The 24,448-nt window shown below is 65.9% G+C and carries 22 protein-coding genes; 15 read left to right on the top strand and 7 right to left on the bottom strand.

Annotated features, from left to right (window positions below; all coding sequences use genetic code 11):
- The first annotated feature begins 8 nt into the window (after nucleotides 1-8).
- From mraY to lpxC, 11 genes are all read left to right on the top strand, one after another.
- Entirely contained in the window at nucleotides 9-1,178 is a 1,170-nt protein-coding gene (gene mraY, locus AB4Y35_RS18830; protein WP_028207787.1) for a phospho-N-acetylmuramoyl-pentapeptide-transferase, read from the top strand.
- A 28-nt stretch (nucleotides 1,179-1,206) separates the two neighbouring features.
- Nucleotides 1,207-2,724, top strand: a complete 1,518-nt coding sequence (gene murD / locus AB4Y35_RS18825; RefSeq protein ID WP_368705386.1) for a UDP-N-acetylmuramoyl-L-alanine--D-glutamate ligase — start codon at nucleotides 1,207-1,209, stop codon at nucleotides 2,722-2,724.
- Complete coding sequence (ftsW, locus tag AB4Y35_RS18820; protein WP_368705385.1) at nucleotides 2,721-3,986, top strand: putative lipid II flippase FtsW; 1,266 nt, start codon at nucleotides 2,721-2,723, stop codon at nucleotides 3,984-3,986. Before murD ends, ftsW begins: the two co-directional genes overlap by 4 nt.
- Nucleotides 3,983-5,086, top strand: a complete 1,104-nt coding sequence (gene murG, locus AB4Y35_RS18815) for an undecaprenyldiphospho-muramoylpentapeptide beta-N-acetylglucosaminyltransferase (protein ID WP_368687499.1) — start codon at nucleotides 3,983-3,985, stop codon at nucleotides 5,084-5,086. The genes ftsW and murG overlap by 4 nt, the downstream gene beginning before the upstream one ends.
- Complete coding sequence (gene murC, locus AB4Y35_RS18810) at nucleotides 5,083-6,477, top strand: UDP-N-acetylmuramate--L-alanine ligase (protein WP_133182997.1); 1,395 nt, start codon at nucleotides 5,083-5,085, stop codon at nucleotides 6,475-6,477. The genes murG and murC overlap by 4 nt, the downstream gene beginning before the upstream one ends.
- A gap of 5 nt (nucleotides 6,478-6,482) precedes the next feature.
- Nucleotides 6,483-7,424 carry a D-alanine--D-alanine ligase gene (locus AB4Y35_RS18805; protein WP_368687501.1) on the top strand — a complete coding sequence of 314 codons (942 nt, stop codon included), beginning with the start codon at nucleotides 6,483-6,485 and terminating at the stop codon, nucleotides 7,422-7,424.
- Nucleotides 7,425-7,484: 60 nt separating this feature from the next.
- Nucleotides 7,485-8,240 carry a cell division protein FtsQ/DivIB gene (locus tag AB4Y35_RS18800; protein ID WP_368705384.1) on the top strand — a complete coding sequence of 252 codons (756 nt, stop codon included), beginning with the start codon at nucleotides 7,485-7,487 and terminating at the stop codon, nucleotides 8,238-8,240.
- Between the two features lie 27 nt (nucleotides 8,241-8,267).
- Nucleotides 8,268-9,500, top strand: coding sequence for a cell division protein FtsA (gene ftsA, locus AB4Y35_RS18795; protein ID WP_042270315.1), 1,233 nt, complete (start codon nucleotides 8,268-8,270; stop codon nucleotides 9,498-9,500).
- 141 nt (nucleotides 9,501-9,641) lie between these two features.
- Nucleotides 9,642-10,844: a cell division protein FtsZ gene (gene ftsZ / locus AB4Y35_RS18790; protein ID WP_028207795.1), complete on the top strand. Its 1,203-nt coding sequence runs from the start codon at nucleotides 9,642-9,644 to the stop codon at nucleotides 10,842-10,844.
- Nucleotides 10,845-11,107: 263 nt separating this feature from the next.
- Entirely contained in the window at nucleotides 11,108-11,617 is a 510-nt protein-coding gene (locus tag AB4Y35_RS18785; RefSeq protein WP_368705383.1) for a peroxiredoxin, read from the top strand.
- Between the two features lie 259 nt (nucleotides 11,618-11,876).
- A complete protein-coding gene (gene lpxC, locus AB4Y35_RS18780) occupies nucleotides 11,877-12,794 on the top strand; it encodes a UDP-3-O-acyl-N-acetylglucosamine deacetylase (protein WP_133183019.1) in 918 nt (305 codons plus the stop codon).
- Nucleotides 12,795-12,879: 85 nt separating this feature from the next.
- Here lpxC and AB4Y35_RS18775 read toward each other — a convergent pair whose 3' ends face one another.
- Nucleotides 12,880-13,353 carry a DciA family protein gene (locus AB4Y35_RS18775; RefSeq protein WP_368687503.1) on the bottom strand — a complete coding sequence of 158 codons (474 nt, stop codon included), beginning with the start codon at nucleotides 13,351-13,353 and terminating at the stop codon, nucleotides 12,880-12,882.
- Between the two features lie 342 nt (nucleotides 13,354-13,695).
- Between AB4Y35_RS18775 and secA the strand changes: the two genes are divergently transcribed.
- From secA to mutT, 4 genes are all read left to right on the top strand, one after another.
- On the top strand, nucleotides 13,696-16,500 hold the full coding sequence (gene secA, locus AB4Y35_RS18770) for a preprotein translocase subunit SecA (protein ID WP_368705382.1): 2,805 nt from the start codon (nucleotides 13,696-13,698) through the stop codon (nucleotides 16,498-16,500).
- Between the two features lie 120 nt (nucleotides 16,501-16,620).
- Entirely contained in the window at nucleotides 16,621-17,862 is a 1,242-nt protein-coding gene (gene argJ / locus AB4Y35_RS18765) for a bifunctional glutamate N-acetyltransferase/amino-acid acetyltransferase ArgJ (protein ID WP_368705381.1), read from the top strand.
- Between the two features lie 19 nt (nucleotides 17,863-17,881).
- A complete protein-coding gene (locus AB4Y35_RS18760) occupies nucleotides 17,882-18,754 on the top strand; it encodes an ATP-binding protein (protein WP_368687506.1) in 873 nt (290 codons plus the stop codon).
- Nucleotides 18,751-19,182: an 8-oxo-dGTP diphosphatase MutT gene (mutT, locus tag AB4Y35_RS18755; protein ID WP_368705380.1), complete on the top strand. Its 432-nt coding sequence runs from the start codon at nucleotides 18,751-18,753 to the stop codon at nucleotides 19,180-19,182. Before AB4Y35_RS18760 ends, mutT begins: the two co-directional genes overlap by 4 nt.
- Before the next feature lie 90 nt (nucleotides 19,183-19,272).
- Here mutT and AB4Y35_RS18750 read toward each other — a convergent pair whose 3' ends face one another.
- The 6 genes from AB4Y35_RS18750 to AB4Y35_RS18725 all read right to left on the bottom strand — a co-directional run bounded on the left by AB4Y35_RS18750 (nucleotide 19,273) and on the right by AB4Y35_RS18725 (nucleotide 24,403).
- Nucleotides 19,273-19,467, bottom strand: a complete 195-nt coding sequence (locus tag AB4Y35_RS18750; RefSeq protein WP_028207803.1) for a DNA gyrase inhibitor YacG — start codon at nucleotides 19,465-19,467, stop codon at nucleotides 19,273-19,275.
- A 49-nt stretch (nucleotides 19,468-19,516) separates the two neighbouring features.
- Nucleotides 19,517-20,272, bottom strand: coding sequence for a cell division protein ZapD (gene zapD, locus AB4Y35_RS18745; RefSeq protein ID WP_254356868.1), 756 nt, complete (start codon nucleotides 20,270-20,272; stop codon nucleotides 19,517-19,519).
- Nucleotides 20,273-20,400: 128 nt separating this feature from the next.
- Complete coding sequence (gene coaE, locus AB4Y35_RS18740; protein ID WP_368705379.1) at nucleotides 20,401-21,021, bottom strand: dephospho-CoA kinase; 621 nt, start codon at nucleotides 21,019-21,021, stop codon at nucleotides 20,401-20,403.
- A gap of 4 nt (nucleotides 21,022-21,025) precedes the next feature.
- Entirely contained in the window at nucleotides 21,026-21,943 is a 918-nt protein-coding gene (locus AB4Y35_RS18735; RefSeq protein WP_368705378.1) for an A24 family peptidase, read from the bottom strand.
- 28 nt (nucleotides 21,944-21,971) lie between these two features.
- Nucleotides 21,972-23,192 carry a type II secretion system F family protein gene (locus tag AB4Y35_RS18730; RefSeq protein ID WP_368705377.1) on the bottom strand — a complete coding sequence of 407 codons (1,221 nt, stop codon included), beginning with the start codon at nucleotides 23,190-23,192 and terminating at the stop codon, nucleotides 21,972-21,974.
- Nucleotides 23,189-24,403: a GspE/PulE family protein gene (locus AB4Y35_RS18725; protein ID WP_368705376.1), complete on the bottom strand. Its 1,215-nt coding sequence runs from the start codon at nucleotides 24,401-24,403 to the stop codon at nucleotides 23,189-23,191. Before AB4Y35_RS18725 ends, AB4Y35_RS18730 begins: the two co-directional genes overlap by 4 nt.
- Nucleotides 24,404-24,448: the final 45 nt, after the last annotated feature.

Here is a 24,448-nt window from a genome sequence, read left to right as displayed (position 1 = left end):
TACAAGGCATGCTACTGGCGCTGGCGCAATGGCTGCAGAATGACGCAAGCTTCTTGCGCGTGTTCAGTTATCTGACGTTCCGTGCGGTGATGGCCACCATCACCGCGATGGCGATCGGGCTTTTCCTCGGCCCGTGGGTGATCCGCAAGCTCACCGCGATGAAGGTCGGCCAGGCCGTGCGTACGGACGGCCCGCAGACTCACCTCGTGAAGTCCGGCACGCCCACCATGGGCGGCGTGCTCATTCTGCTGGGCATCGCGGTTTCCACCTTGCTGTGGGGCGACCTCACGAACCGCTTCATCTGGATCGTGATGCTCGTCACGTTCGGCTTTGGCGCGATCGGCTGGGTCGACGACTATCGCAAGGTCGTCTACAAGGACCCGCGCGGCATGTCTTCGCGCGAGAAGTACTTCTGGCAGTCGGTGATTGGTCTGTTCGCGGCGGTGTACCTCGCATTCAGCGTCTCCGAGGCGAGCAACGTGCGCGTGTTCGATCTCTTCATGGCGTGGGTGCGCAGCGGCCTGTCGATGGGCCTGCCCGCGCGCGCCGACTTGCTGCTGCCGTTCCTCAAGTCGATCAGCTATCCGCTCGGCGTGTGGGGCTTCATCGCGCTCACGTATTTCGTGATCGTCGGCGCGAGCAACGCAGTGAACCTCACCGATGGCCTCGACGGTCTCGTGATCATGCCGGTCGTGCTGGTTGGCGCGTCGCTCGGCGTGTTCGCCTATGTGATGGGCAGCTCGGTCTACTCGAAGTATCTGCTTTTTCCGCATATTGCCGGCGCCGGCGAACTGCTCATCTTCTGTTCGGCGATGGGCGGGGCAGGGCTCGCGTTCCTCTGGTTCAACACGTATCCGGCCCAGGTGTTCATGGGCGACGTGGGCGCGCTCGCGCTCGGCGGTGCGCTGGGAACCATCGCGGTGATCGTGCGTCAGGAAATCGTGCTCTTCATCATGGGCGGCATTTTCGTGGCGGAGACGCTCTCCGTGATGCTGCAGGTCACCTGGTTCAAGTACACGAAAAAGCGTTACGGCGAAGGGCGCCGCATCTTCAAGATGGCGCCGCTGCATCACCATTTCGAACTGTCCGGCTGGAAGGAAACGCAGGTTGTCGTGCGTTTCTGGGTCATCACGCTGATGCTGTGTCTGATTGGTCTATCCACGCTCAAGCTGCGTTGAGCCTTTAAGTAAGCAAGGGAAGCAAGCGATGTTCGGCGAGAAGTTTCGGGATCGGCAAAAGCCGATGGTGCTCGTGCTGGGACTCGGGGAATCGGGTCTCGCGATGGCGCGTTGGTGCGCGCGGCAGGGTTGCCGCCTGCGCATTGCCGACACGCGCGAAGCGCCGCCCAATCTTCCCGAACTCGCCGCGCGCGGCATCGACGCCGATTTCGTCGGCGGTCCGTTCACGACGGCGCTGCTCGACGGCGTGGAACTCGTCGCGATCAGCCCGGGCCTCTCGCCGCTCGCCGAAGATCTCGTGCCGCTGATCGCGGCGGCGCGCGAGCGCGGCATCGAAGTGTGGGGCGAGCTCGAACTCTTCGCGCAGGCGCTGCGCCGTCTCGGCGAGAGCGGCTACGCGCCGAAGGTGCTCGCCATCACCGGCACGAACGGCAAGACCACCACGACGAGCTTGACCGGCATGCTCTGCGAGCGCGCGGGCAAGCGCGTGGCGGTGGCGGGCAACATAAGCCCGGCCATGCTCGACAAGCTCGCCGAAGCCATCGACAACACCGCGCTGCCCGACGTCTGGGTGCTCGAACTGTCGAGCTTCCAGCTCGAGACGGCGCAGACGTTCGAGCCGGACGCCGCGGCGGTCCTCAACATCACGCAGGACCATCTCGACTGGCACGGCGGCCTCGACGCCTACGCGGCCGCGAAGGGCCGTATCTTCGGGCCGCGCACGACGCGCGTGCTCAACCGCGACGACGCGCGCGTCATGTCGCTCGCGAGCGTGAAGGCGAGCGGCGACGCGAAGATCGTGACCTTCGGCCTGAACGAGCCGGAGAACGACGGCGACCTGGGTCTGTTGCGCGAGAACGGCATGCAGTGGCTCGTGCAGGCGCACGATCTCGACGCGGCCGACGTGCCCGTGTCCCCGCGTCGCCGCAAGCAGCAGGAAGCGGCGCCCGTGAACCTCGGCATGAAGCGCCTGATGCCCGCCGACGCCCTGCGCATTCGCGGTCTGCACAATGCGGCCAACGCGCTCGCGGCGTTCGCGCTCACGCGCGCGATCGATCTCGCGCCCGCGCCGCTTTTGCACGGCCTGCGCGAGTATCGCGGCGAGCCGCATCGCGTGGAGCTGATCGCCTCGATCGAGGGCATCGACTACGTGGACGACAGCAAGGGCACGAACGTCGGCGCGACGGTGGCGGCGCTCGACGGCCTCGCGCAGCGCACGGTGCTGATCGCCGGCGGCGACGGCAAGGGCCAGGACTTCGATCCGCTCGCCGCGCCGGTTGCGCGCTGGTGCCGCGCCGTGATGCTGATCGGCCGCGATGCGTCGAAGATCCGCGCGGCGCTCGAAGAAACCGGCATCGCGATGAGCGAGCACGCGACGCTCGAAGAAGCCACGCGCGCGGCGACCGCGCTCGCGCAACCCGGCGACGTCGTGCTGCTTTCGCCCGCTTGCGCGAGCCTCGACATGTTCCGCAACTACGCCCATCGCGCGGCCGTGTTCCACGACACCGTAGAAGAAATCGCCGCAGAACGGGGGACGATGATATGAGCTGGTCCGAGCGATTCGGTGCGCGCCTCTCGCGCGAAGACGGTCAGGCCGGCGGTTCGTCGGGCGGCGGCGCGCGCTCGGGCGGTCTCGCGAGCGTCGTCAACGGCGTGCGTCCCGGCCGCTCGCGCATGCTCGACTACGACCACTCGCTGCTGTGGGCCGTGATCGCGCTGCTTGGGCTTGGCGTGGTGATGGTCTACTCGGCCTCGATCGCCATGCCCGATTCGCCCAAGTACGCCTCGTACCGCGACTGGGCGTTTCTCGCGCGCCACATCGTTTCGCTCGTGATCGCCACGATCGCGGCGCTCGTCGCGTTCCGCATTCCCGTTTCCACGTGGGAGCGTTACGCGCCCAAGCTCTTTCTCATCTCGCTCGCCATGCTGGTGGTCGTGCTGATTCCGCACATCGGCAAGGGCGTGAACGGCGCGCGGCGCTGGATTCCGCTCGGCGTGACGAACATGCAGCCGTCGGAAATCATGAAGCTCGCCGTGACGATCTACGCGGCGAACTACACGGTGCGCAAACAGGAATACATGCACAGCTTCGCGAAAGGCTTCCTGCCGATGGCATTCGCCGTGGGCGTGGTCGGCGCGCTGCTGCTGCTCGAGCCCGACATGGGCGCATTCATGGTGATCGCCGCGATCGCCATGGGCGTGCTGTTCCTCGGGGGCGTGAACGGCAAGCTGTTCGGCGGCCTCGTGGCCACGGCCGTAGGCACCTTCACGCTGCTCGTGTGGGCGTCGCCGTGGCGCCGCGAGCGGATCTTCGCGTACCTCGATCCGTGGGACGACCGCTACGCGCAGGGCAAGGCGTACCAGCTCACGCACTCGCTCATCGCGTTCGGTCGCGGCGAGTGGTTCGGCGTGGGGCTTGGCGGCAGCGTCGAGAAGCTCAACTATCTGCCGGAAGCACACACCGACTTCATTCTCGCCGTGATCGGCGAGGAACTCGGTTTCGTCGGCGTGCTGATCGTGATCCTGCTGTTCTACTGGATCGTGCGCCGCTCGTTCGAGATCGGCCGTCAGGCGCTCGCGCTCGACCGCACGTTCGCGGGCCTCGTCGCCAAGGGTCTTGGCGTGTGGTTCGGCGCGCAGGCCTTCATCAACATGGGCGTGAACCTGGGTCTGCTGCCGACCAAGGGTCTCACGCTGCCGCTCGTGAGCTATGGCGGCTCGGGCATCCTGCTCAACTGCGTCGCCGTGGCGTTGCTGCTGCGCGTGGATTACGAAAACCGGGTCCTGATGCGCGGAGGCAAGGTATGACCGCAGCGACGCGCACGCTCATGGTGATGGCCGGCGGCACCGGGGGACACGTGTTCCCGGGGCTCGCCGTCGCGCATCGCATGGAGCAGTGGGGCTGGCGCGTGGTGTGGCTCGGCAATCCCGCAGGCATGGAAGCGACGCTCGTGCCCAAGCACGGCATCACGATGGAATACGTGCGCTTTGGCGGCGTGCGCGGCAAGGGCATCAAGACCAAGCTGATGCTGCCGCTGAACCTGCTGCGCGCCTGCACGCAGAGCCTCGCGGCGCTGCGCCGCGTGAAGCCCGACGTCGTGCTCGGCATGGGCGGCTACATCACGTTCCCGGCGGGCGTGATGAGCGCGCTGTCGGGCCGACCGCTCGTGCTGCATGAACAGAATTCGATCGCCGGTCTCGCGAACAAGGTGCTCGCGAAGCTGGCCAGGCGCGTGCTCGTGGCGTTTCCGGGCGCCTTGCCGAACGCCGAGTGGACCGGCAACCCGATCCGCGAGGCGCTCGAACACGTCGACGCACCGGCGGCGCGCTACGCCGCGCGCAGCGGTCCGCTGCGCGTGCTCGTGGTGGGCGGCAGCCTCGGCGCCACGGCGCTCAACGAAGTGGTGCCGCGCGCGCTGTCGCTGCTTGCGCCCGAAGAGCGTCCGCACATCGTGCATCAGGCGGGCGCGAAGCACATCGACGCCTTGCGTCAAAACTATCTCGACGCCGGACTCGAACTGAACGACACGGTGCAGCTCGTGCCGTTCATCGACGACATGGCGAGCGCCTACCGGAACGCGGATCTCGTGGTCTGCCGTTCGGGCGCAATGACGGTGGCGGAGATCGCGGCCGTGGGCGTGGCGGCATGCTTCGTGCCGTTCCCCTACGCCGTGGACGACCACCAGACCACCAACGCCGCGTTCCTTGCCGACAAGGACGCAGCGCTCGTGGTGCAGCAACGCGACCTGACGGCGGAAGGACTCGCCGACTGGTTGCGGCATCAGACCAGAACATCGCTGGCGGAAATGGCCGGGCGCGCTCGCGCGCTCGCGAAACCCGACGCCGCCGATCAGGTCGCGCGCATCTGCGCGGCCGTGGCGGGCGTAGTAGCGGGAGGAAAGCAATGAAACACATCGTCAAACATATCCATTTCGTCGGCATCGGCGGCGCGGGCATGAGCGGCATCGCCGAAGTGCTCGTCAATCTCGGCTATCAGGTAAGCGGCTCGGACCTCGCGAAGAACGCGGTCACCGATCGACTCGCCGCGCTCGGCGCGCGCATCGCGATCGGCCATGCCGAAGAGAACATCGAAGGCGCGAATGCCGTGGTCGTTTCGACCGCGGTGCGCAGCGACAACCCCGAAGTGCTCGCGGCACGCCATCGCCGCATTCCCATCGTGCCGCGCGCCGTGATGCTCGCGGAACTGATGCGTCTGAAGCAGGGCATCGCGATCGCAGGCACGCACGGCAAGACCACCACGACCTCGCTCGTCGCGAGCGTGCTGGCCGCGGGCGGACTCGATCCGACCTTCGTGATCGGCGGGCGGCTGATCAGTGCGGGCGCGAACGCGCGCCTCGGCACGGGCGACTTCATCGTCGCGGAAGCCGACGAATCCGACGCATCGTTCCTGAACCTCTTCCCGGTGATCGAAGTCATTACGAACATCGACGCCGATCACATGGACACCTACGGGCACGACTTCGCGCGCCTGAAGCAGGCGTTCATCGAGTTCACGCATCGCCTGCCGTTCTATGGCATCGCAGTGTTGTGCGTGGACGACCCGAACGTGAAGGAGATTCTGCCGTTCGTCTCGAAGCCGATCATCCGATACGGCTTCGCGTCCGACGCGCAGGTGCGCGCGGTCAACGTGGTCGCACGCGAAGGCAAGATGTACTTCACGGTGATGCGCGAAGACGCGCCGTCGCTCGACATCGTGCTGAATCTGCCGGGCACGCACAACGTGCAGAACGCGCTCGCCGCGATTGCGATCGCGACCGAACTCGAAGTGAAGGACGCCGATATTCAACGCGCGCTCGCGGAATTCAACGGCGTGGGCCGTCGTTTTCAGCGCTATGGCGAAATTCCCGTCAACGGCGGCGGCGCCTGGACGTTGATCGACGACTATGGCCATCACCCGGTGGAAATGGCCGCGACGATCGCAGCGGCGCGCGGCGCGTTTCCCGAGCGCCGTCTCGTGCTGGCGTTCCAGCCGCACCGCTACACGCGGACGCGCGACTGTTTCGAAGACTTCGTGCGCGTGCTGTCGACCGTCGACGCGCTCGTGCTGACCGATGTCTATGCGGCCGGCGAAGCGCCGATCGTCGCAGCGGACGGCCGTGCGCTCGCACGCGCGATTCGCGTGGCGGGCAAGGTCGAGCCGGTGTTCGTCGAGACCGTGGATGAAGTGCCGGAGGCGCTAGCTGCTGTCGTGCGCGACGGCGATGTGGTGATTACGATGGGTGCGGGTTCGATCGGCGGTGTGCCGGGTCGAATCGCCCAACAGGAACAGAAGGCGTGAGTGACATGAGCAGTATCGATCCGAAACAATTTGGCAAGGTCGCGGTGCTGTACGGCGGCGTGTCGGCGGAGCGCGAGGTGTCGCTCAAGTCGGGCACGCTGGTGCTGCAGGCGTTGCAGAGCGCCGGCATCGACGCGCATCCGTTCGACCCGTCCGAGCGCCCGCTTTCGGCGCTCAAGGATGAAGGTTTCGTGCGCGCGTTCAACGCGCTGCATGGCGGCTATGGCGAGAACGGCCAGATCCAGGGCGCGCTCGACTTCTACGGCATTCGCTATACGGGCACGGGCGTGCTCGGCTCCGCGCTCGGGCTCGACAAGTTCCGCAGCAAGCTCGTGTGGCAGCAGCTCGGCATTCCCACGCCGCCGTTCGAGGCGGTGCTGCGCGGCGACGACTACGCGGCGCGCGCGCCGCAGATCGTCGCGAAGCTCGGCCTGCCGCTCTTCGTGAAGCCCGCGAGCGAAGGCTCGAGCGTGGCCGTGATCAAGGTGAAGGCGGAAAGCGAACTCGTGCCGGCGCTCGAAGAAGCCGCGAAGTTCGACAAGATCGTGCTGGTGGAAAAGAGCATCGAAGGCGGCGGCGAGTACACCGCGTGCATCGCCGGCGACCTCGATCTGCCGATCATCAAGATCGTGCCGGCGGGTGAGTTCTACGACTACGACGCGAAGTACATCCTCGACACGACGCAGTATCTGATTCCGTGCGGCGTCGCGCCGGAGAAAGAAGCGGAACTGAAGAAGCTCGCGCGCCGCGCGTTCGACGTGCTCGGCTGCACCGACTGGGGCCGCGCCGATTTCATGATGGACGGCGCAGGCAACGCGTACTTCCTCGAAGTGAACACGGCGCCGGGCATGACCGATCACTCGCTGCCGCCGAAGGCCGCGCGCTCGGTAGGCATCGAGTATCGCGATCTGGTGGTGCGCGTGCTGGCACAAACGCTAAAAGATTGAACCCCTGATTAATCTCTGACCGACGAATTGCCGAACCAGTAGTGAACCGACAATCTCGAAATGTGGAATAACGTACGCCAGCTCAACCTTGCCGCCAACGCGTTGCACGCGCTGCTCGCGCTCGCGTTGCTGGCGGCCGGCTGCTACTGGCTCGTGCAGCGCCCGAACTTCGCGCTGCGAGAGATCCGCATCGAGGGCGACACCGAGCACATCAACTCGCCCACCGTGCGAGCGAGCGTGGTCGGCCGGCTGAAGGGCAACTTCTTCACGGTCGATCTCGATACGGCGCGCGCTGCGTTCGAGCAGATGCCGTGGGTGCGTCACGCGAGCGTGCGCCGTGTGTGGCCCAACGCACTGGCTGTCACGCTCGAAGAGTACAAACCGCTGGGCACGTGGGGCAGCGATCAGCTCGTGAGCACGGATGGCGAGCTGTTCACGGCGAACCAGGGCGAACTCGACGAAGAGTTGCCCGCGTTCGACGGCCCCGACGGCACGGCGCCCGAAGTCGTCGCGCGCTACCGCGACCTGGAGAAGTGGTTCGCGCCGCTCGGGCTCTTGCCCGACGAAGTGACGCTCTCGCCGCGTTACGCGTGGACGGTGAAGCTCTCGAACGGCATGCAGGTGGAGCTGGGCCGCGAGCGCAACGCCGACACACTGAGTGAGCGTTCTCACCGCCTCATCGCGGCATGGTCGGCGGTAACGCAACGTTGGGGCAAAGAGATCGAATACGCGGACTTGCGTTATCCAAACGGGTTTGCGATAAGGGCGGCCGGCATGCGCTTCATCAGTGACACGCCCGCTCCGGGCAAGAAGTAACAGGACATCACACGCAACGAGCACGATATGAGTAAAGACTATAAGGATCTGCTGGTCAGCCTCGACATCGGGACGTCGAAGGTGGTGGCCGTCGTCGCCGAATTGAAGGGCGAAGGCCACTACGAAGTGATCGGTCTCGGCCAGAGCGAATCGAAAGGTCTCAAGAAAGGCGTGGTGGTGAACATCGAGGCCACAGTGCAGTCTATCCAGAGAGCGCTCGAAGAAGCGGAACTCATGGCCGACTGCAAGATCACTAACGTATTCACCGGCATTGCGGGCAGCCATATTCGCAGCTTCAACTCGAGCGGCATGGTCGCCATCAAGGAGAAGGAAGTCACGCAGGCAGACGTCGCGCGCGTGATCGAAACGGCGAAGGCGATCAACATCCCGACCGATCAGCAGGTGCTGCATATCCTCACGCAGGAATTCATCATCGACGGCCAGGAAGATGTGCGCGAGCCGATCGGCATGAGCGGCATCCGTCTGGAAGTGAAGGTGCATATCGTGACGGGCGCGGTGAGCGCGGCGCAGAACATCGTGAAGTGCGTGCGCCGCTGCGGCCTCGAAGTGAACGACCTCATCCTGCAGCCGCTCGCCTCGTCGCTGGCGGTGCTGACCGAGGACGAGAAGGAACTGGGCGTGGTGCTCGTCGATGTCGGCGGCGGCACGACCGACATCGCGATCTTCAGCGAAGGCGCGATTCGCCATACCGCGGTGATTCCGATCGCGGGCGACCAGGTGACGAGCGACATCGCCATGGCGCTGCGCACGCCCACGCCCGACGCGGAAGACATCAAGGTGAGCTACGGCATCGCGAAGCAGGCGCTCGCCGATCCGGACGAGATGATCGAAGTGCCGGGGCTGGGCGAACGCGGTCCGCGCACGCTGTCGCGCCAGGCGCTCGCCGCCGTGATCGAGCCGCGCGTGGAAGAGCTTTTCTCGCTCGTGCAGCAGGTGGTGCGCGAGTCGGGCTACGAAGAATTGCTGAGCTCGGGCGTCGTGCTCACGGGCGGCGCCGCGATGATGCCGGGCATGGTGGAGCTGGGCGAGGACATTTTCCTGAAGCCGGTGCGCATCGGCGTGCCGGAATACGCGGGCGGTCTGGCCGACGTGGTGCGCAATCCGCGCTACTCGACGGCCATGGGCCTGCTCGTCGAAGGCCGCTCGCAGCGCATGCGCGGGCGCAAGGTTGCAGTGCAGTCGGGGTCGATGGGCCAGGTCTTTTCACGCATGAAGGACTGGTTCCTCGGCAACTTCTAACGACAGAAGTCGCAGGACAGAAGGCGAAGTACAAGCTTCGAAAATCGCGCTGGTGACGGCGGCTAGCGCGCAGTGGAAGGTTGCCCGATCTTCCACTGGATAACGGCCGAGGAGCGGAATCTTTTTCTTGACGGAGGCAACATGGAATTCCAGATGCTGGAAACCGAAACCAACGGCACCATCATCAAGGTGGTAGGCGTTGGTGGTGCGGGCGGCAATGCCGTGCAGCACATGATCAACCGCGGCGTGCAAGGCGTCGACTTCATCGTGATGAACACGGACGCACAGGCGCTCTCGCGCTCGCGTGCATCGGCCGTGATTCAGCTCGGCAACACGGGCCTCGGCGCCGGTGCGAAGCCGGAGATGGGCCGCGCGGCAGCAGAAGAAGCCCGTGAGCGCATCGCCGACGCGCTGCGCGGCGCGCACATGGTGTTCATCACCGCCGGCATGGGCGGCGGCACCGGCACGGGCGCAGCCCCGGTCGTCGCGCAGATCGCCAAGGAGATGGGCATTCTCACCGTTGGCGTGGTGAGCAAGCCGTTCGAGTTCGAAGGCGGCAAGCGTATGCGCGTGGCGGAAGCCGGCTCGCAGCAACTGGAGGATCACGTCGACTCGCTGATCGTCGTCCTGAACGACAAGCTGTTCGACGTGATGGGCGATGACGCCGAGATGGACAAGTGCTTCCAGTGCGCGGACGACGTTCTGAACAACGCAGTTGCCGGCATTGCCGAAATCATCAACGTCGACGGCCTCGTGAACGTCGACTTCGAAGACGTGAAGACGGTGATGGGCGAGCAGGGCAAGGCGATGATGGGCACGGCGACGGTTGCCGGCGTCGATCGCGCGCGCCTCGCGGCGGAACAGGCCGTGGCGAGCCCGCTGCTCGAAGGCGTCGATCTGTCGGGTGCGCGCGGCGTGCTGGTCAACATCACGTCGAGCCGTTCGCTGCGTCTGTCGGAAACGCGCGAAGTGATGAACACCATCAAGAGCTATGCTGCAGAAGACGCGACGGTGATCTTCGGTGCGGTGTACGACGACGCGATGGGCGACGCGCTGCGCGTGACGGTGGTGGCAACGGGCCTCGGCCGCGCTGCGAAGAAGCAGCAAGCCGCGCCGATGCAACTGCTGCGCACGGGCACGGACAACCAGCCGATCCCGGCTCCGGCGGGTTCGTACGCACCGCAGCACAGCGGCCACGGCAACACGGCCGACTACGGCGCGCTCGACACGCCGGCAGTGTGGCGCACGTCGCGCGACACCGCGGCTTCGCACGTGCAGGCGCTGCAGGAAAAGGGCGTCGACACGTACGATATCCCGGCGTTCCTGCGCAAGCAGGCGGACTGACACGCGAGCCGATCTGACTGCGGCAGGGCACGCGTTGCCCTCGCCCGCAGACAGACAGCGCGCTGCGTAGCAATGAAGGCGAGCAAGGCCAGCAAGGCCGCATCCGCGAGGATGCGCGGCAGGGACGGTTGCCCGCCACGCGTTGAGCGTGGGGGACAGGCGCGGTGTCGCCAGGCGTTCCTGTGTAACCTTGGAGTACATCGTTGCCCAACATTGCACGACGCCAGCGCGACACGCTTGCGCATCGTTGCGAAGGACGAGTCATGATCAAACAGGGTGAAACGCTGCCCGAAGCGACCCTCTTCGAGTTCGTCGAAGACGCGCGCGAGGGTTGCACGCTGGGGCCGAACAGCTTCGACGTGCAAAAGGAAGCGGCGGGCAAGCGCGTGGTGATCTTCGGATTGCCGGGCGCGTTCACGCCCACGTGCTCCGCGAAGCACGTGCCGGGTTACGTCGAGCACTATGACGCGCTGCGCGCGGCCGGTGTCGACGAGGTCTGGTGCGTGTCCGTCAACGACGCGTTCGTCATGGGCGCGTGGGGACGCGATCAGCGTACCTCGGGCAAGGTACGCATGATGGCCGACGGCAGCGCAGCGTTGACTCGTGCACTCGGACTGGAGCAGGATTTGTCGGCGCGTGGCATGGGAATCCGCTCCCAGCGCTATGCGATGGTGGTCGACGACGGCGTGGTCAAGACGCTGCACGTCGAAGCACCCGGCAAGTTCGATGTGAGCGATGCTGCGAGCATACTTGCCACGTTGACCCGCGCATGAGCGCGTTCGCGGGCGCGGCGTTGCCCTGAAGCAACGTGCACCTGCGGCGCAAATGTGACAGGCGATTACGTGAGCCCAGCGGGCCGATTACCCCGGGAACGCCTCCGTTCCGGGCATCGGCCCGCGCTCCATCCCCATTGGGTAACACGGGGAAACAGTTTGTCACGCCGGTGAAAACGACGGACTCGGCGCAACTGGAGTATAATTCGTGCTATGAATTAAAAAGTCCCGATTGGGATTTTCAATGAGCAAGAAGACCATGTTGAAGCAGCGAACCATCAAATCAATCGTGAAGACAGTCGGCATCGGCCTGCATTCGGGGCGCAAGGTCGACCTGACGCTCCGTCCGGCGGCGCCGAACACGGGCATCGTGTTTTCGCGCGTGGATTTGCCGACGCCGGTGGACATCCCCGCATCGGCGATGGCGATTGGCGACACCCGCCTGGCCTCGGTGCTGCAGAAAGACGGCGCACGTGTCTCGACGATCGAGCACCTCATGTCCGCCTGCGCAGGCCTTGGCATCGACAACCTCTACGTGGATGTGACCGCCGAGGAAATTCCGATCATGGACGGCAGCGCGGCTTCGTTCGTGTTTCTGATCCAGTCGGCGGGTATCGAGGAGCAGAACGCTCCGAAGAAGTTCATCAAGGTCAAGAAGCCCGTGGAGATCCGCGACGGCGACAAGTTCGCACGCCTCGACCCTTACTTCGGCTTCAAGCTCAAGTTCACGATCGACTTCCGCCACCCGGCTGTCGACAAGACGGGCCAGGCGCTCGAAGTGGACTTCGCGAATACCTCGTACGTGCGCGAAATCGCGCGCGCCCGCACGTTCGGCTTCGCGCACGAAGTCGAGATGATGCGCGAGCTGGGCCTCGCGCGCGGCGGCAGCATGGACAACGCCATCGTGCTGGACGAGTACCGCATTCTGAACAACGATGGCCTGCGCTACGACGACGAGTTCGTGAAGCACAAGATGCTCGACGCGATCGGCGACCTGTACGTGGTCGGCCATCCGCTGCTGGCGGCGTACGACGCGTACAAGTCGGGCCACGGCCTGAACAACGCACTGCTGCGCGAGCTGCTCGCGAATGAGGACGCCTACGAGATCGTCACGTTCGACGATCCGCAGAAGGCGCCGCGCGGCTTCGGCTACGAGGCACAGACCGCATTCGCCTGAGTTTCGGGCGCGATCTGGCAGTAAAAAGGGCAGCTATATGCTGCCCTTTTTTTTGCGCGGCTTCGAGAAATTTCGGCGCCGCAGATCAGCGCTTTTTGGTGTGGCGCGCCGCCATCTTCGCGAGGGCTGCCTGCAGCGGCGAGGCCTCGAGCGTCTCGCTCAGCGCCTGGAGCGCTGCCGCGCCGGCCGGCGTCATGCGCGCCTGCTTGGGCGGCGTGGGATCTTTTACGGCTTGCGGACGCACGCGGATGCGCACACTGTTCAACGCCCAGCCGCGCGCCTGCAGGTCGGCCACGAGCCGCGGCTCCAGATGCCGCAACCGCGCGGCTAGCGCATTGTGCGCGGTGAAAAGGGCCAGCGTGCCGTCCTTGATGAAGCCGGGCTCGACGCTCGCCGCGAGATAGTCGGGCAGCAGCGCGTTCAGGTCGCGTTGGATCGCCGCGATCTGCTCGACGCCGGCGCGCAGCGGCGCGAACGCGTCCGTGCGGCTCAGCACTTCAGCGAGCGGCTGGGGGGCGCGTGGTCCCCTGGACCTTGAAAACGGCGAGAAACGGCTCATGTGGCGTAAGGATGGGCGAGCGCGCGGGCGGGACTCTGATGCCGTCATTGTAGCCTGCGCACCGCTCATCCAAGCGCCTTCAGGCCATTCGGCCAGGGCCGCATCGCGGCCCTTCGCCGCACGGCGGGAAGGCCGTCCGTGCGGGCACCGCGCGCCAGAGCCGTCTTCGCGCTGACACAGGCGGGTGAGAGGGCGCGTGCTAAAATGTCCGATTCGAATCCACCATTTTTGGGCTAAAGCCGCCGAGGTCCCTCCGGTCCGGATGCGTAGTGCACACATGCACAACCCGCTGAACCCGCCCTCAGGAATCACGGCCGAAGCCGCGACGCAGACACCGATCCGATGACCACCGGTTTCTTACAGAAAATCTTTGGCAGCCGCAATCAGCGCCTGATCAAGCAATATCAGAAGACGGTCGCGGCGATCAACGCGCTCGAACCGAAGATCGAGCAGTACACCGACGAGCAACTGCGCGCGAAGACGGTCGAGTTCCGCGAGCGCGTGGCCAATGGCACCTCGCTCGACGAACTGCTGCCCGAGGCGTTCGCCGTTTGCCGCGAGGCGAGCAAGCGCGTGCTGAAAATGCGCCACTTCGACGTGCAGCTGATCGGCGGCATGGTGCTGCATTACGGCAAGATCGCTGAAATGCGCACCGGCGAAGGCAAGACGCTCGTCGCCACGCTGCCCGTCTACCTGAATGCGCTGTCGGGCCGCGGTGTCCACGTCGTGACGGTGAACGACTACCTCGCGCAGCGCGACGCCGAATGGATGGCGCGCCTCTACAACTTCCTCGGTCTGTCCGTCGGCATCAACCTGTCGCAGATGGACCACGCGACGAAGCAGGAAGCGTACGCCGCGGACATCACCTACGGTACGAACAACGAGTTCGGCTTCGACTACCTGCGCGACAACATGGTCTACGAGACCGAGGCGCGCGTGCAGCGTGCGCTGAACTTCGCCGTGGTCGACGAGGTGGACTCGATCCTGATCGACGAAGCGCGTACGCCGCTCATCATCTCGGGCCAGGCCGAAGACCACACCGAACTCTACGTGCGCATGAACGCGCTGCCGCCGCTGCTCGAGCAGCAGATCGGCGAAGAGAAAGCCGACGGCACGGGCGTGGAAAAGCCGGGCGACTACACGCTCGACGAGAAGGCGCGCCAGGTGTTCCTCACCGAGTCGGGCCACGAGAAAGCCGAGCGCATGCTCTCCGAGTGGGGCCTGATCGGCCAGGGCGAAAGCCTCTATGCGCCGCAGAACATCACGCTGATGCACCACGTGTACGCCGCGCTGCGCGCCCACACGCTGTTCCACAAGGACCAGCACTACGTGGTGCAGAACGGCGAAGTCATCATCGTCGACGAATTCACCGGCCGTCTGATGGCCGGCCGCCGCTGGTCGGACGGCCTGCACCAGGCCGTGGAAGCGAAGGAACACGTGAAGATCCAGAGCGAGAACCAGACGCTCGCTTCGATCACGTTCCAGAACTACTTCCGCATGTACGCGAAGCTCTCGGGCATGACGGGTACGGCCGACACCGAAGCGTACGAATTCAACGAGATCTACGGCCTCGAAACTGTCGTGGTTCCGACGAACCGCACACCCAAGCGGATCGACAAGCAGGATCAGATCTACAAGACGGCGAACGAACGCTACGACGCCGTGATCCGCGATATCCGCGAATGCTACGAGCGTGGTCAGCCGGTGCTGGTCGGCACGACGTCGATCGAAAACTCGGAGCTGCTTTCGAACCTGCTCACGAAGGCCGGTCTGCCGCACGAAGTGCTCAACGCGAAGCAGCACGCGCGTGAAGCCGCGATCGTCGCTGAAGCGGGCCGTCCGCAGCGCGTCACCATCGCCACCAACATGGCGGGCCGCGGTACCGACATCGTGCTGGGCGGCAATGCGGAGAAGCAGGCAGCGTTTATCGAAGCCGACGAAGCGATTCCCGCCGACGAAAAGGCGCGCCGCATCCAGCAACTGCACGACGAGTGGCAAACGCTGCACGATCAGGTGAAGGCCGCGGGCGGTCTGCACATCATCGGCACCGAGCGTCACGAGTCGCGCCGGATCGACAACCAGCTGCGCGGCCGTGCGGGCCGTCAGGGCGACCCGGGCTCGTCGCGTTTCTATCTCTCGCTCGAAGACCCGCTGCTGCGCATTTTCGCGGGCGACCGCGTGCGCGCGATCATGGATCGCCTGAAGATGCCGGAAGGCGAGGCGATCGAGGCGGGCATCGTCACGCGTTCGATCGAGTCGGCGCAGCGCAAGGTCGAAGCGCGCAACTTCGACATCCGCAAGCAGCTGCTCGAATACGACGACGTCTCGAACGATCAGCGCAAGGTGATCTACCAGCAGCGCAACGAACTGCTCGAAGCGCATGACATCACCGAAACGATCGGCGCGATGCGTCATGGCGTGATCACCGACATCGTGCGCCAGTTCGTGGCGCACGGCAGCATCGAAGAGCAGTGGGACGTGCCCGAGCTCGAAGAAGTGCTGCGCAACGAGTGGCAGCTCGACCTCGCGATCCAGGAGATGATCAACGAGTCGTCGTCGATCGACGCCGATGAAATTCTCGAAGCCGTGCTGGCCGCCGCCGACGAAGCGTACGAGCAGAAGGTCGCGCTGGTGGGCCGCGAATCGTTCAGCGCATTCGAGCGCTCGGTCATGCTGCAAACGCTCGATCGCAGCTGGCGCGAACACCTCGCGGCGCTCGACCACCTGCGTCAGGGCATCCATCTGCGCGGTTATGCGCAGAAGAACCCGAAGCAGGAGTACAAGCGCGAGGCGTTCGAACTGTTCGCCGCGATGCTCGAAGCCGTGAAGCTCGAAGTCACGCGTATCGTGATGAACGTGCAGATCCAGTCGCCGGAGCAGCTCGAACAGGCGGCCGAGCAGATGGAAGAGCAAGGTCATCACGTCGAGAACGTCGAGTTCCGCCATGCCGAATTCGCCGAAGCCGACGCGGCGCCGGCACCCGCGGCTGCCGCACCGGTGGCCGCCGACGCCGCCGCCGCGATGGTGGGCGCGGCCATGAGCCATACGCCGCCGGTGGGCAGCGAGATGCCGAAGGTGGGCCGCAACGATCCGTGCCCGTGCGGCAGCGGCAAGAAGTACAAGCAGTGTCACGGCAAGATCGCGTGACGCAGGCTTGAACGTAGATTCCGGTGGCCCGCTTTCCCTGGCGGGCCTTGCGTTTTGAATCCCGATGCCGGCCAGGCTCCAGCGCCCTGGCCGGCATTGCCTTTTCGACAGGTCGCCACCATGGCTGTCAATTTCCCCTCGATTGATCCCGCACAACTTCATCCGGTCGCCGGCGTGACGCTCGGCTGGGCGGAAGCCAACATTCGCAAGCCTAATCGCAAGGACGTCCTGGTGATTTCCGTCGACGAAGGCGCGAGCGTGGCCGGCGTGTTCACGCTGAACCGCTTCTGTGCCGCGCCGGTGACGGTGTGCCGCGAACATCTCGCGAAGGTGCGCGCCGGCGGCAAGGGCATTCGCGCGCTGGTGGTGAACACCGGCAACGCGAACGCGGGCACCGGCGAGCCGGGCATGAAGCACGCCCGCGAGACCTGCGATGAACTCGCGCGTCTTGCCGGCCTCGAGTCCTCGCAGGTGCTGCCGTTCTCGACCGGCGTGATCCTCGAGCCGCTGCCCATCGACCGTTTGAAGGCGGGCCTGCCTGCCGCGCTGGCGAACCGCAAGGCCGCGAACTGGTACGACGCCGCGCAGGCCATCATGACGACCGACACGCTGCCGAAGGCCGTGTCGCGCCAGGTGACGGTCGACGGCCACACCGTCACGTTCACGGGCATCAGCAAGGGCGCGGGCATGATCAAGCCGAACATGGCGACCATGCTCGGCTTCCTCGCTTTCGATGCGAGCGTCGCGCAGCCCGTGCTCGACGAACTCGTGAAGTACGTGGCCGACCGCTCGTTCAACTGCGTCACCATCGACGGCGATACCTCGACCAACGACTCGTTCATCATGATCGCCTCGGGCAAGTCGAGCCTGCCCGCGATCACCTCGACGGACACGCCCGCCTACGCCGCGCTGCGCGACGCCGTGACGGCCGTCGCCCAGGAACTCTCGCAGCTGATCGTGCGCGACGGCGAAGGCGCGACCAAGTTCATGACCGTGCAGGTGGAAGGCGGCAAGGACGTCGCCGAGTGCCGCCAGATCGCCTATGCGATCGGCCATTCGCCGCTCGTGAAGACGGCGTTCTACGCATCGGACCCCAACCTCGGCCGTATCCTCGCGGCGATCGGCTATGCCGGCGTGACGGACCTCGACGTCGACAAGATCGACCTGTATCTCGACGACGTGCTCGTGGCGAAAGCGGGCGGCCGCAACCCGGCCTATCGCGAAGAAGACGGCCAGCGCGTCATGAAGAAGAGCGAGATCCTGATTCGCGTGCTGCTCGGCCGCGGCGACGCGCAGGCCACGATCTGGACCTGTGACCTCTCGCACGACTACGTGAGCATCAACGCGGACTACCGCTCCTGATTTCAAGCGCCTTCACCACATGGACAAGCTCGAACAGTTTCTGACCCGCGCCGAAGCGCTGCTCGGCCGCCTCGAGGCCGTGCTGCCGCCGTCGGCACCCGATGTCGACTGGAACGCGGCCGTCGCGTTTCGCTGGCGCAAGCGCCAGGGGCGCGGCTTCCTTCAGCCGGTGCCCGCGATCTCGCTGATCTCGCTCGACGACCTGCAGAACATCGACCGGCAGAAAGATCTCATCGACCGCAACACGCGCCAGTTCGTGCAGAAGAAGCCCGCGAACAACGTGCTGCTCACCGGCGCACGCGGCACCGGCAAGTCGTCGCTGATCAAGGCCTGCCTGAACGCGTACGCGCAACAGGGCCTGCGGCTGATCGAAGTCGACAAGGACGATCTGCATGACCTCGGCGATATCGTCGATCTCATCTCGACGCGCCCCGAGCGCTTCATCGTGTTCTGCGACGACCTCTCGTTCGAGGAAGGCGAATCGGGCTACAAGGCGCTGAAGGTGGCGCTCGACGGCTCCGTGGCCGCGCAGTCGGACAACGTGCTGATCTACGCGACCTCGAACCGGCGCCATCTGCTGCCCGAGTACATGAGCGACAACGAGACGTACAAGCACATGCCCGACGGCGAGATTCATCCGGGCGAAGTGGTGGAAGAGAAGATCTCGCTGTCCGAGCGCTTCGGCCTTTGGGTGAGCTTCTATCCGTTCAAGCAGGACGACTATCTGACGATCGTCGGCCACTGGCTGCGCCATTTCGGCTGCGACGACGCCGAAGTCGAATCGGCGCGCGGCGACGCGCTCGTCTGGGCGCTGGAGCGCGGCTCGCGTTCGGGCCGCGTGGCGTGGCAATTCGCACGCGACTGGTCGGGCAAGAAGGCGCAAGAGGCATGAGCGCCGAGGCCAACACCGCAAACGATGCTTCCGGAAAGACACGCCCCGTGACGGAAGTCGCGGTGGGCGTGCTGGTGCAGCCCGATGGCCGCTACCTGCTCGCGCAGCGCCCCGCAGGCAAGCCGTATGCGGGCTACTGGGAGTTTCCGGGCGGCAAGCTGGAACCGGGCGAAACGGTCGAAGCGGCGCTCGCGCGCGAGCTGCACGAGGAGCTGGGCATCGACGTGAAGGCGTGCCACCTGTGGCACACGCTCGAACACGACTACCCGCACGCGTACGTACGGCTCTACTTCTGCAAGGTGACCGAGTGGACCGGCGAGCCGCATGGCCGCGAAGGTCAGGCGTTCGTCTGGCAGTCGCTGCCGGCGAGCGTCGAGCCGCTCTTGCCCGCGACGATTCCCGTGCTGGAGTGGCTCGCCGCGGAGTAACACCCTGCGGGCCACGACGATGCAAAAGGCCGCTGTGTGTGATGCACAGCGGCCTTTTTTCGTCCGGCGCAAGCGCGTCGCGGCGCTCGCCTACTGGCGAGTATCTGTGGGCGGCGCATCTTCAGGCGGCGTTTCATCGTCGGCGCCGCCAATGCGGTACTTTTCGGCCGCCCATGCACCGAGATCCATTTGCTTGCAGCGCTCGGAGCAGAACGGTCGGAAGCGGTTTTCCGGCACCCAGCGGACTTCCTTGCCGCAGGTCGGACATTTGACGACAGTGGTCATGCGATAGAACTTTGGTTGCGTTGAGTCTGGCTTGGCGGCGCGTCCGGTTTTACAGGCTGCACAGCGTCAGCTGGAACGGCACGTCCTGATCGACGGCCCGCGGACGCAGATCGCCATCCTGCACGGTGAAGCGCACCCACAGCATGTACTTGTTGGCGCTCGCCTCAGGAATCATGCGCAATTCCGGTGCCACGCGGACCTGCATGAGCTGATACGCACGGCCCGACAGCATCTGCTGATAGCTGCCCTGCATCGCCATCACCTTCGACGCCTGGCCCGACTCGCGCGCGAGGCGCAGCACGATGGCGGCGGCGTCGCGCAGCGGCAGCAGCGGCGTGACCCATTTCGCGATGTCCTGGCGGCGCTGATCGGCATGCAGTTGCTGCCACGCGTAATACGACGGCAGATCGAACTTGCAGGTGCCGCCGGGAATGATCGCGCGGCTGCGGATGCTCGTGAGCCACTCGTTGTCCATCAGGTGCTGGCCCGTCTTGCCTTGCATCTGCGTGAGGCCGGCGAGCGTCTGCTCGATTTCGCCCAGCACGGTTTCGAGCGCATTCTGCTCGATGCCGGGATTGCCGCGGAACGGCGCGAGCGTTTGGCGCTGCCGCTCGAGTTCCTTCATGAGATCCGACTTCAGGTCGGCGCGGCCTGCGACTTCGGCGATTTCGAAGAGCGTCGTGAGCGCGACGTGATGTTCCCTCGGATCCTCCTGGGTCAGGAAAAACGTGAAGCGCTCGAACAGGTCTTCGAGGCGCAGCAGCGTCCGGATTCGCTCGTTGAAGGGATACTCGTAAAGAATCAAGCGCGCTCGCCTCGGGCGTGGTGGGTGACGGATTGCAGGACATTCTAATGCCGTGGGACTACGGTCGCAATCGCGCCGGCCCGGCGCTACGCCGATGTGACCCGCTAATCGCGCGCGGATGGCGCCTTTTACGCTTTACTGGCCTTTTCGGCAGCGAGCTTGAGATACGTCTGGTGCAATGCGTCGACGTCCTGATCGAGCGTTTCGAGCGTCGCACCGTTGTCGTTCACCACCACGTTGTCGGCGGCCGTGAGGCGTGCTTCGCGCGTGGCCTGCCGCGCGATGATGGCGAGCACTTGCTCACGTGTGAAGCCATTGCGGCGCATGACGCGCGCGATCTGCGTTTCCACGCTGCAATCGACGGTGAGCACGCGATCGACACGCGTTTTCCAGGTGCCCGACTCTACGAGCAAGGGCACGACCACGATCACGTAAGGCCCGCTGGCCTCTCGCGTTTCGCGTTCGGTCTCGGAGCGGATCAACGGGTGCGTGATGGCCTCGAGCCGCTTGCGCGCGGACTCGTCGCCGAACACGAGCGTGCGCATGCGCGCGCGGTCCATCGAACCGTCCGGCGCGACGAATTCAGGGCCGAATTCCGCGGCGATCTGCGCCATCGCGACGCCGTGCGGTGCGGTAATGCGATGCGCGATGAGATCGGTGTCGACGATCGTCACGCCGCGCGCGGCAAAGCCATCCGCGACCGTGGACTTGCCGCTGCCGATGCCACCCGTCAATCCGACCGCGAACATTTGATCAGTTCCCCCACGCAAATACGCCATACAGCGGTGTGCCCGCAAACAATGTGACGAGTGCGCCAGCGGCCAGATACGGGCCGAACGGCAGCGGCTCTTCGAAACGCATGCGTCCCGTCAACGTAGCGATGATGCCGACGAGCGCGCCGGCCACTGCGGCGATCACGACGATCTGCGGCAGCGCGCTCCAGCCGAGCCATGCGCCGAGCGCGGCGAGCAGCTTGAAGTCGCCGTGGCCCATGCCTTCTACGCCACGCAACAGCTTGAAGATCCAGTAGACGCACCAGAGCGCCAGATAGCCCGCGACCGCACCGATCACCGCTTCGCGCAGCGTGACGAAGGTGCCGGCAAAATTAACCAGCAACCCGAACCACAGCAGCGGCTGCGTGATCTCGTCGTGCAGCATCTGGTGTTCGAGGTCGATGGCGCTTGCAGCGATGAGCGTGGCGCACAGCACGAAGGCGGCGAGCGCCTTGCCGGTGGGTCCGAAGGCGAGCAATGCGCCGGCCGCGCAAGCCGCGCCTGCGATCTCGATGAGCGGGTAGCGCACGCTCACGCGCGCATGACAGTGCGAACAGCGCCCGCGCAGCGCGACCCAACTGAACACCGGGATGTTTTCCCACGCGCGCAGGACGTGGCCGCAGTGCGGACACGCGCTGCGTGGGAGCCAGAGGTTGTAGCGAGCAGGCAGCCCGTCTTCTTCGAAGAGCGGACCGGGCGTGCCGGTCGCTTCGGCCACATCGGCGCGCCACGCGCGCTCCAGCATGATCGGCAGCCGGTGCACGACGACGTTGAGAAAGCTGCCGATGACGAGCCCGAACGCAATGGCGAAGACCATGAGCACGCCGAACGGCAGACCGGCGAGAGCGGCTGCGAGCGGCGGTGCGGTATCGGGCGCGGACAGGAGTTGGACGGGCATGAGAGGGAACCGGAATCTGGCTGCGATGCTACACCACGTTGCCCAGTTGAATGATGGGAAGATACATCGCCACGACGAGGCCGCCGACCAGCGCACCGAGCACGACGATCACGAGCGGCTCGCACAGGCTCGACACGAGCGCGATCTTTTCGTCGACCTGACGGTCGGCGAGCGAGGCCACATCGAGCAACATCGCATCGAGCGCGCCCGATTCTTCCGCGACCGCAACGGGCTGAACCACATCGGCCGGAAAGCATCCCGCCGCGCGCATGGCTGCGGCGAGCCGCTCGCCGTGCCGCAGGCGCTCGCTGATGCCCGCGCTCGCGCGATCGAAGAAGGCGTTGCCGCTTGCGTGCGCGAGCGACTCGAAGGCGTCGGCGAGCGGCGTGCCGGCGGCGAGCAGCGTGCCGAGCGCACGGCTCCAGCGGGCGGCGCACAGGGTGGTGAGCAGCGCGCCGCAAAGCGGGAGCTTCAGCAGCGTGCGTCCGAACGCGACGCGCGCGGCTTCCGAGCGGCGCAAGCCCGCTTGCAGGGCGAGCGTGACGGTGGCTGCGGCTACGGCAGCCGGCACGCTCCAGCGCGCGGCGCCCGCCGAGAGCGTCAGCACGAACTGCGTGGGCGCCGGCAGTGCGGCGCCGAAGCCGTCGAAGATCTGCTTGAACGTGGGCACGACCCAGACCAGCAACGCCGCGGTAATGACAAACGCGAGCAGCAGCACCGCGACGGGGTAGGTGAGCGCGGCGCGCACTTTGGCGCGCTGCGCGGCAGCGCGCTCGCGGTCGTCGGCGAGGCGCGCGAGTACGGCGGCGAGCGCACCCGAGGCTTCGCCAACGGCGACGAGCTGGCAATACAGCGCGTTGAAACGCGCCGGATGTTGCGCGAGCGAGTCGGCGAAGCGCAGGCCGCCGGCGATGTCGCGCGCGAGCGCGGCGGCAATGCGCGGCATGCCGTTCGGTCCCGGCGAGAGCGCGAGCAGGTCGAGCGCGTTCGCGAGCGGCAGGCCGGCGCGCAGGAGGCTCGCGAGCTGGCGCGTAAAGCGCGTGACGTCCGCGTGACGTGCCTTGGGCGCGCCTGCGCTCGACCTGCGCTCGATGGCGAGCACGGTGATGCGCTCGCGCTTGAGCGCGGCGCGCACAGCCGCGGCGTCGAGCGCGATCAGCGTGCCACGCCTGGTCGTGCCCGATGCGTCGAGACCGCGCCACACGAAGCGCCACTCGGATGGGCCGCGATGGGCGCGCGCGGCGCTCATGGCGCTTCTGTTGCGGCAAGCGCTTCGGCGAGGCTCGTGGTGCCGTCGCGCACGCGTGCGAGCGCCGCGTCGCGCAGGGTTGCCACACCGCTTCTGCGTGCTGCGCGAGCGATTTCGTGCGCGCCGCGCCCTGTGACGATCAGGTCGCGGATGGTCTCCGAGATCGGCAAGACCTCGTGAATTCCCACGCGGCCGCGATAGCCGATGCCGTGGCAAGCCTCGCAGCCGCGCGCAATATAAGGCTGGGTCATGTCACCGTCGTGCGTGTTCAGTCCCGCCGCGACGAGCGCCGCCGGCGAAGCTTCGCCGCGCACGCGGCATTGCGGGCATAGCCGCCGCACGAGACGTTGCGCCGTGACGAGCCGCAGCGAGGCCGCCAGGTTGTACGGTTCGACGCCGATGTCGACGAGCCGTGCGCAGGCCGCGCTGGCGTCGTTCGTGTGCACGGTCGAGAGGACGAGATGGCCGGTCTGCGCGGCCTTGACGGCCACGCTGGCGGTTTCTTCGTCGCGGATTTCGCCGATCATGATGACGTCCGGGTCCTGGCGCAGCAGCGCACGCAGTGCTACCGCAAAGGTGAGCCCGGCCTTCTCGCGCACGTTGACCTGATTGATGCCTGCGAGCTGGATTTCGGCGGGATCTTCCACCGAGCAGAGATTGCGCGTCGTGCCGTTGAGCCTTTGCAGGAAGCAGTAGAGCGAGAGCGTCTTGCCGCTGCCGGTGGGGCCCGTGACGAGGACGAGACCATGCGGCGCGCCGATCGCATCGGCTACGGTGCGCTGTTGCGCTTCGTCGAGCCCGAGTTCGGCAAGCGACAGATCGGCGGGGAGCGCTTCGAGCCTGCGCAATACGAGCTTTTCGCCGTGCAGCGTGGGCAGCGAATTCACGCGATAGTCATCGGCGGCGCGCGACGCCGACGAGGGCGCGAGCCGCAGCCTGCCGTCCTGCGGAATGCGCCGCTCGGCGATGTCCATGCGCGCGAGCACCTTGATGCGCGTGACGAACGCATCGCGCAGGTGCGCAGGCGGCCGCGCCATTTCGTGCAGCACGCCATCGATGCGCAGACGCACGCGCCAGCCGTGTTCCATCGGCTCGATGTGCAGATCGGAGGCGTTGCGCCGGGCGGTTTCACGCAGCGTTTCGGAGAGCAGGCGAACGGCGGGTGCGTCGTCGAGTTGCGGTGCGGAGACAGGCGGAGGTGTGCGTGCCATTGCTCCGCTGCCCGCACCGCCTTCGGCAGCCGTGGCGGCGACGGG

It is taken from the genome of Paraburkholderia sp. EG286A (assembly GCF_040965375.1).
In the GTDB taxonomy this organism is placed as follows: Bacteria; Pseudomonadota; Gammaproteobacteria; order Burkholderiales; family Burkholderiaceae; genus Paraburkholderia.
This window is presented reverse-complemented; position numbering and strand designations above follow the sequence as displayed.